This window comes from Corynebacterium sp. HMSC059E07 (genome assembly GCF_001814395.1).
Taxonomy (GTDB): Bacteria; Actinomycetota; Actinomycetes; order Mycobacteriales; family Mycobacteriaceae; genus Corynebacterium; species Corynebacterium hesseae.
Map to the genome: position 1 here is coordinate 73,064 of NZ_KV816275.1, position 13,058 is coordinate 86,121.

Below are 13,058 nucleotides of genomic sequence, written 5' to 3' on the forward strand. Positions count from 1 at the left end.
CAGACATCGGGTGGGGTTAATGCAACGTAATGTACGCCACAGGATGTCGATGAGGGCAGGAACGGTATGGGGGAATCTACATCAGACAGCTATTTAGATAGGGAATTCTCTACTTGCCGAGCATGTGGGCGCGCAGCGCCACGAAGACATCGAGCCCGCGCTGGCCGACGGCCCACTCATCACCCATCAACTCAGCGATCCGGTCGAGCCGTTGGCGCACCGTATTGGGGTGGATGAACATGGCGCGGGCCGTCTGCGGGATGCTGTGCCCGGAGAGCAGATAGTGGTGGGCGGTATCGGTCAGCTCCGTGGAATGCTCCTCGTCATAACGCAGCAGCGGGCCGATGGTGCGCGTGGATAGAGCGTTCAATGCGTGAGGGTCCGCACCCAAGATGAGGCCCACTGTGCCCAGGGAGTCCTCGGTGATGAGGCGGCCGCGCACTCCCAGGGCGAGCGCTGACTCCAGGTAAGACATAGCGGAATCGTGTGCGCTGCGCGCTTCACTCAGGCCATCAAAGCCGATGGCGGAGACCGTTAAATCGGGGAACTCAGATAGCAACGGGGCCAGCGCCGTATCGATGCCCCGATCCGGCTGGTACAGAACGCACACGTGCTGATCGTGGTGCGTAATAGCGGCATTGCCCGGCAAGAGGTGCTCCAGCTGCGGACGAGTGGGCAGGCTCTTTGCTGAGTGCAGGCCCACGAAATACAGCTGTGCTGAGGAGTTCAGGCTGATACCCGTCAGATGTCGCAGGCGAGCAATCTCCTCGCGCCCGGCATTGCCGAGAGCCACGGCATAGACCAGGTCATCGACTTTGCGCGCGGTGGCGTCGACAAGCGCCTCAGCAAAAAGGGCGATTGACGTAAAAGCCGCGGAGGCGTGGCTGATGACGCGCAATTCGGCGTCGCTGAGCTGCTTGTCCACACCAATCGTGCCCAGTGCACGGCCATTAAACTCCACGGGGAACGTGCTTGCTGGGAAAGTGTCCGGGGCATCCTCCGTGGTCCACAGCATCACCGGAGCGTCGAGACTTTCAGTCAGCACGCGTTCGAGTTCTTCGAAGCTGGCATTATTCATGAGCACGTGAAGCAGTTTCGCGTTGACCTCATTGAGCCACTGCAGCTCTTCCACATGGCGGCTCAGAGCTATCTGCGATCGGGTTAGCTCGGCAACGGATTCGCCCTGGCTCTCAATGACTTGCGCATTTTCCAATGCCACAGAGGTAATAGAGCCAAGCACCTCGAGCGCGGCAATTTCCTCGTGCGTGTAGTGGCGAGGGTGGCGGTCGCCCACGAGCAGCGCACCGATGGTGCGCCCGGCAATGCGAATCGGAGCGCCAAGGATACCGCGGATGCCTTCGGCCTCCACCGCGCGGTCCACGTAATCCACGTGCGTGACGTTGGGGTCGGCGGAATGGTCATAGGTCCACGCCGGGCGGTTGGTGGCGGCCACAATGCCGAGGATTCCAGATCCCATCGGCATGTTGATGGTGCGGAAGTCCTCGGTGACGACACCGCTGGTGGCCAGCACTTTGGTAAAGCCGGAGCCCTCATCGTTGAGGCTGAGATAACCCACGTCCGTGCCAATAGTGGTGCGCGCGTGGCGCACGATGGCGTGGAAGATATCAGATGATTCGCGGCCCGAGTTGAGCATCTGGGAAACATCGAGCAGCTTGGTCGACATCACCCGCCACGTGTGGTTGGCGCGCATGGTCTCCTCAACGGCCCGAAGCGAACTGAGCTCCTCGGCATCCAGTTGCTCTCGCAGCTCGTCGGGGACACGGGTGCCGCTGGCGAGGTGGGAGAGTACGGTGCCGAGGAGAGACATGCCTACAGTTTATTTGGATCAGATTATTAGGATCAGACTTTTTTCTTAGTGCGCGGAATGGGCTTGCCAGTGATGAGCGCGTGGAGCTTGCCATCACCAATCTGCAGCTCTTCGGGCACGTCCTCGGAATCGACCTCAGTCATGATTTCTCTGATGAAGTCAGATTCGGGAATGGAGGAATTGCGGGCGATAGCGGAAAGCTCGCGCATTTCCTCATCAGAGAGATGGTTGTCATTCTCAAAACGCTTCTTGAGTAGTTCGCGGGCACGGCGGCGCAGATCGGCCTCAGACTGCAGGTCCTTGCGGTTCTTCATCCAAGCAAAGCCGATGATGAACATGATGGCGATACCCATGTAGCCCAGAATCGGATATACCCAGCCGATGAGGTTAGAGAAGCCGACGAAGGAGAGCACGAATCCGATGAGCACCGAGATGACATAAACCTTGTAGAAGTGCTGTGGCTTGCCACGGGTCAGGCGCTTGGCAAAGGCATAGAACATACCGATGGCGGTGTTATAAATCATGCCGTAGATAGCAATGGACATGGCGACTCCGAGCGCTGGATGAATCTGCTCAATCATGGCCAAGGTTGGCATTTCGGCGTCGGTAATCGGGCCCACCGAAACGTAGAGGCCGCCCACCAGGACCGCGAGCAGGAACAGGAAGCACAGGCCGCCGAGGATGCCGCCATAGCCCACTTCCTTGGCATCGAGGAAGTTGCCGCCGATGACGATCATCATGGAGACCACCACGATGACGTTGAGGCCCAAGTTATTGATGGCGGAGACCCACCAGTTGGGCAGCGTGGTGGGAATGGTCTGCGCCTGCTCGTTGAGGTGTGACCAATCGGGGCTGGACGTCAACACGGTATACACGGTGCCGATGGTCAGCAGGATGATGATGAACGGGGTGATAGCGCCAATGGCGATGGTCACCTTGTCGACATCGAGCAAACCAGTCAGCAGCGTGAGAATGAGCATGAGGATCGCACCGATCCACACCGGCCAGCCCCACTGCTGGTTGAGGTTGGTGCCGGCGCCGGCGAACATGGCGAAGCCGATGCAGAAAAGACAGGTCAGCGTGGCGAAGTCAAGGATCTTCGACACAATTGGCGTGGACACCGCGTTGAACACAGAAGTGTGTTCTTTTGCGCGGTGATAAGAACCCAATTGGAGAATGGTGATTCCGGAAATGGTCATGGCCAGTGCGGTGACGATGGCACCGACGATGCCCATGTTTCCGAAGGCAACGAAGTATTGGAGGGCCTCACGGCCGGACGCGAAGGAGGCTCCCGCGAGCACGCCGATGAAGGCCATCGCGATGCCGAATGAGCGTTTAAGCATGGTGAACCTAACTGTGGATGGATTAATGCTTCTACTTATGCAGACGGGGCAGGCCGCCTAGGAAGGGTGCCTGCCCCGTGTGTGATGGAGCGATAGCTGTTATCTCGTCACTGCCTTGATGAACTCGGCGATTCCAGCAAGCTCCTCCTCGCCGCGGTCAATGATCGCCGCGGAGGTAAAGAGCCCGTGGTGGTAGCCCAGGAGGTGCTTGTGAGTGACGTCGACGCCAGCTTTAGCTAGCTTCCCGGCATACTCGATGCCCTCATCCGCCAGTGGATCGTTGTCCACCGTGATGACGAGCGACGGGGGCAGGCCCTCCGGCAGCTCTTCCAACAGCAGCGGAGAGAGATCCGTGGCGGTGCGCTGGGATTCCTCCGTGACGAAGGTATCGATGAACCACCGCATGGTGTCGGAGGCGAGAGGGAAGCCTTCCTCCAGGCGTTTGTAGGAAGCACCGTTCTCGGTGCGCTCGCGGGAGCAATCCGTGATCGGGTAGAGCAGGATCTGGGCGCTGAGCTTGGCGACGTCGTCAAGCACCGCGAACTCATTCGCCAACGTGGCAGCCAGCTGGCCGCCGGCCGAATCACCGGCGACCGCGATGGAGGTCACGGTCAGTCCGTGCTCTGCCTCGGGGTTGGACAGCCAGCGGTAGGCGGCGCGGCAATCGTCGATAGCCGCCGGGTAGGTGTGCTCCGGGGCGAGGCGATAATCCACCGCGACGACCGGGAGGCCGGTCAGCACCGCGATACGGCGTACCGAGGAGTGGTGGGTCTCCAGGTTGCCCATGAGCCAGCCACCGCCGTGCATGTAGAGCACCGCGGGGGTCTCCTGGCCGCGTTCTGCCTCCGGGCGGGGGTCATAAAGGCGAACCTGGAACTGGTCGACCTGGAAATCTGTGGTCGCAGGTTCCTTTTCTTCGTGGAGAGGGTTGGCGTGGGCCGAGGCTACGTAGTTCTCACGCACCTGCGGGATGGGGAAGTTATGGAAGGACTTCGCTCCACCATCGCGGAAAGGCTTCAGCGCCTTCCACGCATCCTCAGCGACGGGGCGCCCGGAGTATTCGTCGTGCAGAGTGTGCATCGTGATCACTACCTTCTAGACCAGCTCGTAGTCGTTGATCTCCAGCTTGTCGGTGAGCTCGTAGTACTCAGCAACGTTGCCGGACCAGTTGTTGATGACGCGGCCTTCCTCGTTCTTGTACCACGAGGAGCAGTCAGCGGAGAACGCAGATTCCTCGAGTTCCTTCTGGATGCGGGTGTTGAACTCGTCGATGACGTTCTTCTTCACGTCGAGGGCTGCCTCCGGGTTCTCGCGCAGGTAAGCAACGGCCTGGGAGATGTAGCGGTCCTGTGCCTCGAGCATGGCTACCACGGAGTGGTGGTTGAGGTTGGTATTCGGGCCGTAGAGCATGAAGAAGTTCGGGAAGCCATCCACGGTCATACCCAGGTAAGCCTCCGGAGAGTTGCTCCAGCGCTCGCGCAGGTCGATGCCGTCGCGGCCGGCAATCGGCAGGTCGCCCTGGAATTCCTGGGAGTGGAAGCCGGTGGCGTAGATGACCACGTCGAAGTCGTGCTCGACACCGTCCTCGGTGCGGATGCCGGTCTCGGTGAACTTCTCGATACCAGCGGTGACAAGCTCCACGTTGTCACGGTTGAAGGTCGGGTAGAAGTCATCGGAGCGCAGGATGCGCTTGCAGCCGAAGGCGAAGGTCGGGGTGAGCTTTTCCACCAGCTCCGGGTCGTTGACCTGAGAGCGCAGGTGCTCCATGGCCTGCTCGACACCCTCGGCGGCGGAGTCGGTGCCCTTGCGGGTGCGGTCGAAGCCCTCCTCGCGGACCTCGTGGATTTCCTGGCGGATGGCGCGGTAGGAATCCGGGTTCTCCTGGAACTCCTTGGTCTCCTCCTCGGTGAAGATGACCTGGTTGCGCGGCAGAATGTAGTTTGCGGAGCGCTGGAACACGGAGAGCTTCTCCGCTTCCTTGGCAACCTCCGGAACCAGCTGGACAGCGGAGGCCGCGTTGCCGATGACGGCAACCTTCTTGCCGTTCAGGTCGACGTCGTGGTTCCACTCGGCGGAGTGGAACTGCACGCCCTGGTATGCCTCGCGGTTCGGGAAGTTCGGGATCTTCGGCTTGGAGAGCTGGCCCCAGGCGCCGACGAAGACGCGGCCGTAGTAGGTCTCACCGTTGGCCTCAATCTCCCACGCCTTGAGGTCTTCCTTCCACTCGGCGCGGGTGATGCGGTGGTTGAACTTGATGTGATCGTAGAGGTTGAACTCCTCGGCGAGGGCCTTGAGGTAGCCCTGCATTTCGTCCTGACCGGCGAACATGCGGGAGACGCCGAGGTTGAGGAAGTAGGAGTAGCAGTAGATCAGAGCCTGGGTATCGCAGGCAGCACCCGGGTAGGTGTTGTCGCGCCAGACGCCGCCGACCTCGTCGGCTGCTTCGAGGATGAGGAAGTCCTGCTGCTCGTCGCGAACAAGTTGGGCGCCCATGCCCAGTCCGCCGTAGCCGGTGCCGAGGATGATGCAGTCGTAGATCTTCATAGTGGTGTGTCTCCTTGAGGTGTTGGTGTTTCGGATTAGTTCGCGCGGATAGCTTCAGCCAGAACCTGGAGGCCGTCACGCAGGGTGGACTCGTTGATGACCAGTGGCGGCAGGAGGCGGATGACGTTGCCGTCGAGGCCACAGGTGAGGATGAGCACGCCCTGCTCGCGGCAGGTCTTGGCTACCTTGGCGGTGAGGTCGGCGTTCGGCTGGTTGTTGTCATCGACCAGCTCGATGGCGATCATGGCGCCGCGGCCGCGGACCTCAGCAACGGTGGTGAGCTCAAGTAGCGGCTCCAGCTCTTCGCGGATGATGGCCTCGATTTCGCGAGCGCGGGAGTTGAGGTCCAGCTCCTCCATTTCCTCGAAGGCTGCCAGGGAAGCAGCGCAGGCCACCGGGTTACCGGCATAGGTGCCACCCAGGGAGCCCGGGTCCGGTGCATCCATGATTTCGGCGCGGCCGGTCACAGCGGACAGTGGCATGCCGCCGCCCACGCCCTTGGCGGTGGTGATGAGGTCCGGGATGATGCCCTCGTCTTCACAGGCGAACCAGGAGCCGGTGCGGCAGATGCCGGCCTGGATCTCATCGGCGATGAAGACAACGCCGTTGTCGGTGCACCATTCCTGCAGCGCCGGGAGGAAGCCCTTGGCCGGCTCGACGAAGCCGCCCTCGCCCTGAACCGGCTCGATGATGACGGCGGCCAGTTCTTCGGTGCCGACGTACTGCTCGATGTAGCGCAGGGTGCGCGCTGCTGCCTGCTTGCCGTCGAGGCCGTCGCGCAGCGGGTAGGACATCGGCGCGCGGTAGATATCAGCGGCCAGGGTGCCAAAACCCTGCTTGTAGGGTTTGTTCTTGGCGGTCATGGTCATGGTGAGGTTGGTGCGGCCGTGGAAGGCGCCGTCGAAGACCACGACGCGGTTCTTGCCGGTGTAGCGGCGAGCGATCTTGATGGCGTTCTCCACTGCTTCAGCACCGGTGGAGAAGAGGCAGGACTTCTTTTCGTGGGTCCCCGGGGTCAGCTCGTTGAGCTTCTTGCAGACCTCGACGAAGCCCTGGTACGGGGCGTTGAGGAAGCAAGTGTGGGTCAGGTGGCTGGCAGCCTCGGCAACGGCCTTGGCAACGCGCTGGTTGGACGCGCCGACAGAAGTCACGGCAATGCCGGATGCGAAGTCGACGATGGTGTTGCCGTCGACGTCGACAAGCACGCCACCATCACCGTCGGTGACGTAGGAGGGGTAGCCCGGGATGACGCCAGCAGCGACGTCTGCTTCACGGGCGGCATTCAGCTCCTGGCTGCGGGGGCCAGGGATTGCGCTGGAGACATTCCGCTCCTGGGGGAGGCGGTGCTTGAGATCCTGCATGCTGTCTGCTCCTTAATACTCGGGATTTTTTATGACGTAGGTCATTCTGGCGGCTAAACTTCATAAGGGCCATAGACAACTGGGTGAAAGAATGGTGAGAATTTGTCCACATTGGATACGGGAGTAGCGGTCGGGCTGGAAGAGGGAAGCGTTTCCCTGAGATGGTTGGCTAATCAGCCTGATTTGGGGATAGAAATTCTGCACGATTGTGGGCGTTCCTTTTCCGTGATGCACCCGTGTGAACTGCGCGATCCGCGCGAATTCGTGGGATCCGGGGCCGTCATTTTGCTCACCGGCATGGCATTTGAAGGACGGCCTGAGGAACTGGAAGAGTACATCCGCAAGGTGGCCGAGGGTGGGGTGACGGGGGTGGGTTTCGGCGTTGGACTGGCCTTTGCCGAGGTTCCGCCCGGCATGCTGGAGGCCGCTCGGGAATGCAATATCTCGCTCTTCACGGTGGCGCGGCGCGTACCTTTCGTCTCGGTGCTCGCGCGTTTGCACGACGAGCTGCAGCGCCAGCGCGAGGAAGGGTTGGAGCGCTTCATTGCTCAGCAGGGCGCGCTGAACGACGCTGCCGTGGCCGGCCTCGATGCCCTCGTGGACAAGACCAGTCGCCTCCTGGGTGCGCATTCCTGCCTCGTCGATAAAGACGGGCGCGTCTTTGCGCAGTCGAGCTACCCGGGGCTGCCTCCGGTGGATTGGGCAACGGTGATCGCCGATACTCGCGCCCAGAACTTCTACGCCGCGCGCCGCGTGGGCGGGTGGAGTGTTTTGGCCCAGCGCTTGGCCGACCACGGTGCGCGCTCCTTCGGGCTCTTGGCAGTGTCGCGTGATGGCTTCGGTGTGAACGAGCGCGCGCTGCTCAAGCAGGCCGCGGGCCTAGCGGAGCTTAGCGTGAAGCGCCCACAAGAGCTGCGGCGCACACAGAATGAGCTCAACTCCATGGCTTTGGCCATTCAGCTGGGGTTGGACGAACCCGAAGATCCCATGCGGCGCATCTTCCACCTCGTGGGCGATGCGCAGGGGAGGGTGCGCCCGGTCTTGGTGAAATCCGAGGGGGAGCGGGCTCACCAGCGCTTCATCCAGGCCCTGGACGCCCGCCTTCAAGACCACGGGCGTTTGCTCTTCGAGTACGCGCTGGATAAGTCCTCCAGCCTTCTGCTCTTTAGGGGAAACCGAACGATGAAAAACCTGCAGGATTTGTTGCGCGATATTCGCGGGAGCAAGCGGATCGTCGTGGGCCAACCCATGCCGTGGGCCGAGCTGGGGGTGGGGATTGTCCACGAGCTGGAGTCTTTCGCTTTCGGGCTGCAGCCGGGGATGCTTGCGGGGCCGGAATCGCGCACCTTGAGCTGGACTAGGGACCCTCGGGTTAAAGGAGCGGTGCACAACCGCGCGAAGGAGACCTGGGGCAAGGTGCGTTCCTTTGACGCCGAGCACGGCACCGACTTGGCGGAAACACTGGAGGTTTACTTGCGCGCCGGCGGGCATGTAAGCCGCACCGCTGAGGAGCTGCATTCGCACCGCCACACCGTGCGCAAGCGCATCGCGGACTTGGAGGAATTATTGGAGGTGGACCTTAAGGATCCTCTCGTGGCGGCGGAACTTCTCATCCTGGGCGTGAGCGTTCCGGACTGAGTTCTTAAGAGTCAAGGCTGAGCAAGAGCAGCTCCGCGCGGGTGACGGGATTGCTCAGGTCCACGCCGCAGAGTTGCTCGATCTTGTCCAAGCGGGCGCGCACGGTGTGGCGGTGAACGCCGAGTTCCGCGGCGGCGGTGGCCAAGTTGGCGTTGCCCACGAGGAAGGAACGCAGCGTGGCGCACAGCTCTGTGTTGTGCTGCGCATCGTGCTCGGTAAGAAGGCTGACTGTGGCCGCGCGCCGTGCAGCGAGGGCCTCGGGTACTCCGGGTTCTGCCAGCCAGGTAGGGGCAGCAGAATCGAAGGTCGCCACAGTACCGAGTTGCAGGCTGCGCGCGTGGCTCTGGAGAGAGGACAAGAGCGCCGGTGTCAACGCTTGCCATTGGGTGTGCTGCAGGATGGACGTTCGGAGGTAGCGGGTGTGTTTCCCGCACAAGTTCGTGTGCGCGGTGCCCGGGGGAAGAGCGATAAGCGCGGAATCGTGTTCCGGGCGGATGAGGCTGAGAGGCTCGGCTTTTCCAATCTCGCTTAATGCCCGCGCGAGGCGGGAGGGTGATGGTGCCGTGAGAAACAGAACATCCACGAGGTCGTGGCTATCGACCGTATGGAAGGCCGCCTGTAAGGCAGGGGAGTCAACCCCGGCCAGTTGGGCGTCAAGCGCCAACGCCCCGAGGATCGTGTGCGCAGTGGTGTCGGGATGATCTAAGAGCAGGCTGGCCAGGCCCGCGAGGTGCCGGATGAGCGCGCGGGAGTAGGAATCGAACTTCTCTGCACGCGTTACCGCGATGGCCCAGCGCCGTCCCGCCGAGCCGAAGATGCTGGTGATGGTTGCGCCTGTGCTTGTCGACGTCCCCGTTCCCCGCCCCGTCTGCTCCGCGGCCTCCACCGCGGCGTCGGCCGCACTGAGCTGACCGCGATCGCTGCGGCTGACCACCGCTCCGGAGGAACTTGCCACCGCCACTGCGGCGCCGAGTTCTTTGCTGGCTTGCATGACGAGCACCCTGATGCTCGTGGCCGCGGCCTGGTTGAGACGCTCCTGCTGGCGGTGGAGTGAAAAGTGCGCGTTGTTGTCCAAGCGGGCCTGTTCTTGAGCCACGGCCGTGGTGATGGATACAAAACGGGTGGCGCGCGGGACCTCAAAGAGGGTGAGATTGTGCTGGGAGCAGGCGCGGATAAGTTCTGTAGGAACCTCGCCGAAGGCCAGTCCAGTGCCGAAGCCAATGCCCTGCACACCGGCCGCGGCCAGGGCCGCACCATAGCGTTCGAAGCCCTCCGGTTCTTCCTGGAAGGCAAGCCCCAATGTGAGCATGAGCGCGCCGGGGGAGGTGAACTCGCTGGGGTCCGCGAGCTCGGAAGCGTGGATGGTGTTGAATGTGGCGCTACCGGTGACGATGCTTCGCAGGTTCAATGAGCGCTGGTTGAGCAGCCAGCGGAAGGAAATCTCACGCATGGTGGACAGAGTACACAGCTATGGGGAGGAAATTTATACATCTCGTCCATAGTGTGCGGAGGGTGGTGGAGACCACACTAAGGGGCACACTATTCATCCGAGCACAAAAGGAAGACCATGCAGGAACTTCAGTACCACATTGAGCAGTCTCGCCACCTGGGCCAGCAGGTCCCGGGCCCGAAGAGCGCCGCCCTGGATGAGCGCCGCAAGAACGCCCTCCCCGCGGGCATGGCGCCGTCGCTTCCGGGCTACGTAGTGGATGCCGATGGCGGCATTCTTGCCGACGCCGACGGCAACCGCTTCATCGACCTCGCCTCCGGCATCGCCGTGACCTCCGCTGGCGCTTCGAACCCGGCCGTCGTGGCCGCGGTCCAAGAGGCCGTCGCGCACTTCACCCACACCTCCTTCACCGTTTCTCCTTATGAGTCCTACGTGGCCGTGGCAGAAAAGCTCAACGAGGTCACCCCGGGTGACCACCCGAAGAAGACCGCGCTGTTCAACTCCGGCGCTGAGGCTGTCGAGAACGCAGTAAAGATTGCCCGCAACTACACCGGCAAGCGTGGTGTGGTGGTCATGGACCGCGCCTTCCACGGCCGCACCAACCTGACCATGGCGATGACCGCCAAGCAATCGCCCTACAAGAACGGCTTCGGTCCCTTCGCCCCGGAGATCTACCGCGCACCGATGTCCTACCCGCTGCGCGATGGTCTGAGTGGTGCCGAGGCAGCCAAGAAGACCATCACCATGATCGAGCAGGAAGTCGGCGCGACCAACCTGGCCTGCGTCGTTGCCGAGCCGATTCAAGGTGAGGGCGGATTCGTCGTTCCGGCTGAGGGCTACCTCGCAGCAATCCAGAAGTGGTGCAACGACAACGACGTCGTCTTCATCATCGACGAGATCCAGGCGGGCATGATGCGCACCGGTACCTGGTTCGCTTCCGACCATGAGGGCATCGTGCCGGACATGGTGACCATTGCGAAGGGCATTGCCTCCGGCATGCCGCTGTCGGCAGTGACCGGCCGCGCGGAAATCATGGATACCCCGCAGCCTGGTGGCCTGGGCGGTACCTACACCGGTAACCCGGTGGCGTGCGCCGCTGCGCTGGCAACCTTCAAGGAGTTTGAGGAGAAGGACTTCGGTGCGCGTGCTCAGAACCTGGAGAAGGTCGCCCGCGAGGAGCTGGAGCCCATCCTGGGCGATGAACGTGTGGCCGAGTTCCGCGGCCGCGGCGCCATGCTCGCACTCGAGTTCGTGACCGCTGAGGGCGAGCCGGACTCCGAGCTGGTGCACAAGATTGCTGACGGTGCCAAGGCCGAGGGCGTCCTGCTGCTGACCTGCGGCCTGGACCACAACGTCATCCGCTTCCTGCCTTCGCTGGCTATCCCGGAGGACCTGTGGCGTGAGGCGCTGCAGGTCGTCGTCAAGCAGTTCAACGAATACAAGTAAGGCCAATGCAGTTCTCACCCGGCGATGGCCGGGTGAGTTCACGTTTTAATAGCCATTTAGTAGTCATCGGAGAAGTCTTTGTCCAACAACATTTCTGTGCCGCAGAAGGATGAATCCACGAAGGAATTCAAACCCGCGCTGTCCTTCGTGCAGGGCATTGCCCTCATCTTCGGCACCAACATCGGCGCTGGAGTTCTCTCCATTCCTTATGCCGCTCGCAACGGTGGATTCCTCGCGCTCGTCATCGCCCTGCTCGTGGCTGGCACGCTCACGACCATTTCCATGTTGTACGTGGCGGAGTCCGCCATGCGCACCAAGGCCACACTGCAAGTCTCTGGGCTGGCCGAGCATTACCTGGGGCAGTGGGGGCGGTGGCTGGTCTTCGTCGCCATCATCGTCAACGGTATCGGTGCGCTCATTGCCTATGCTGCCGGCTCCGGTGACTTGATCAACAACATTTTCGGCCTGCCGCCGCTTCTGGGCACGTTGATCTTCTTTGGGTTTGGCTCGTGGGTGATGTACCGCGGTCTGCACACCACGGGTGCCACTGAGGGCGCCGTTACCGCCGGCATGGCCATCATCATCGCTGTCCTCTGCGGATGGACCATCCTGGGCCCAGGTATCAAGGTGGACAACCTATTGGTTCTTCACCCCTTCTTCATCGTCCCGATTCTGAACCTGGCGGTGTTCTCCTTCCTGGCGCAGTATGTGGTTCCGGAGCTGGTCCAGGGTATGGATCCGTCGAAGCCGCAGGAGACCGCGCGTGCGATCGTCGTTGGCATGGTCATCACGGGCTTTACCCTGGCGCTGGTGCCTTTTGCAGCCCTCGGCCTTCTCGGCATGGAGGTCACCGAAGTGGTGACCATCGCCTGGGGTGAGGCACTTGGCCCGGTTGCCTACTACCTAGCCAACATTTTTGCCCTGGCGGCCATGCTGACGTCATTCCTGGCGATTGGCTTCACCACCATGCGCAACGTCCTCGACATCTTCCACTGGGAAGGCGTGAAGGGGCAGCGCATCATCGCGGTGGCGCTGACGGTGGTACCGCCACTGGTGATCTCGATTGCAGGCCTCGGCGGCTTCGTTGCGGCGCTGTCCTATGCGGGCGGCTTTGCGGGTGCCATCATGTCCGTCATCCCGGTGATGCTGCTGCACGCCTCCCGCAAGAAGGGCGACCGCGATCCCGGCTGGACCGTGGGCGGTCTTGCGCACCCGGCTATTCAGGCAACCATCATCGTGGTGTATTTCTTGGCTTTCATCTATTCGATCATCTCCATCGTCGGGCTGGTGCCGGCGGGTTGGGCTTAGTACAAACGATTAGTCCTGAGAAAGGTACGAGATCCTAGACTCAGGCGAGCGATGTTCTCGGGCGGTGATGGGGCTACTGCAAAGTCGCCCCATCACCGCTCGTGTCGTTACCGGCAGATTTCGTTAGCTCTGCACAATCG

9 protein-coding genes are annotated in these 13,058 nt (G+C 61.9%); 3 read left to right on the forward strand and 6 right to left on the reverse strand.

Annotated elements, in window-relative coordinates:
- Nucleotides 1–109: 109 nt before the first annotated feature.
- From HMPREF2967_RS01665 to gabT (HMPREF2967_RS01685), 5 genes are all read right to left on the reverse strand, one after another.
- The gene (locus tag HMPREF2967_RS01665; RefSeq protein WP_070597251.1) at nucleotides 110–1,828 is read right to left on the reverse strand and encodes a helix-turn-helix domain-containing protein; all 1,719 of its coding nucleotides are present in this window, start codon (nucleotides 1,826–1,828) and stop codon (nucleotides 110–112) included.
- Nucleotides 1,829–1,860: 32 nt separating this feature from the next.
- Nucleotides 1,861–3,171, reverse strand: a complete 1,311-nt coding sequence (locus tag HMPREF2967_RS01670) for a YkvI family membrane protein (protein ID WP_070597254.1) — start codon at nucleotides 3,169–3,171, stop codon at nucleotides 1,861–1,863.
- A 99-nt stretch (nucleotides 3,172–3,270) separates the two neighbouring features.
- On the reverse strand, nucleotides 3,271–4,251 hold the full coding sequence (locus HMPREF2967_RS01675; RefSeq protein ID WP_070597256.1) for an alpha/beta hydrolase: 981 nt from the start codon (nucleotides 4,249–4,251) through the stop codon (nucleotides 3,271–3,273).
- A gap of 15 nt (nucleotides 4,252–4,266) precedes the next feature.
- Complete coding sequence (locus tag HMPREF2967_RS01680) at nucleotides 4,267–5,715, reverse strand: flavin-containing monooxygenase (RefSeq protein ID WP_070684700.1); 1,449 nt, start codon at nucleotides 5,713–5,715, stop codon at nucleotides 4,267–4,269.
- A 35-nt stretch (nucleotides 5,716–5,750) separates the two neighbouring features.
- A complete protein-coding gene (gene gabT, locus HMPREF2967_RS01685; protein ID WP_070523350.1) occupies nucleotides 5,751–7,076 on the reverse strand; it encodes a 4-aminobutyrate--2-oxoglutarate transaminase in 1,326 nt (441 codons plus the stop codon).
- Between the two features lie 228 nt (nucleotides 7,077–7,304).
- Here gabT (HMPREF2967_RS01685) and HMPREF2967_RS01690 point away from each other — a divergent pair, with 228 nt between their 5' ends.
- Entirely contained in the window at nucleotides 7,305–8,714 is a 1,410-nt protein-coding gene (locus tag HMPREF2967_RS01690) for a helix-turn-helix domain-containing protein (RefSeq protein ID WP_070684702.1), read from the forward strand.
- 4 nt (nucleotides 8,715–8,718) lie between these two features.
- Here HMPREF2967_RS01690 and HMPREF2967_RS01695 read toward each other — a convergent pair whose 3' ends face one another.
- Complete coding sequence (locus HMPREF2967_RS01695) at nucleotides 8,719–10,164, reverse strand: PucR family transcriptional regulator (RefSeq protein ID WP_070597262.1); 1,446 nt, start codon at nucleotides 10,162–10,164, stop codon at nucleotides 8,719–8,721.
- A gap of 117 nt (nucleotides 10,165–10,281) precedes the next feature.
- On the opposite strand from HMPREF2967_RS01695, the gene gabT (HMPREF2967_RS01700) reads away from it, so the two are divergent.
- Together gabT (HMPREF2967_RS01700) and HMPREF2967_RS01705 are read left to right on the forward strand one after the other, a co-directional pair.
- Nucleotides 10,282–11,610 (forward strand): 4-aminobutyrate--2-oxoglutarate transaminase, encoded by a 1,329-nt coding sequence (gene gabT / locus HMPREF2967_RS01700; RefSeq protein WP_070684704.1) that lies wholly within the window; start codon nucleotides 10,282–10,284, stop codon nucleotides 11,608–11,610.
- A 78-nt stretch (nucleotides 11,611–11,688) separates the two neighbouring features.
- Nucleotides 11,689–12,918 carry an aromatic amino acid transport family protein gene (locus HMPREF2967_RS01705; protein ID WP_070684706.1) on the forward strand — a complete coding sequence of 410 codons (1,230 nt, stop codon included), beginning with the start codon at nucleotides 11,689–11,691 and terminating at the stop codon, nucleotides 12,916–12,918.
- Nucleotides 12,919–13,058 lie beyond the last annotated feature (140 nt).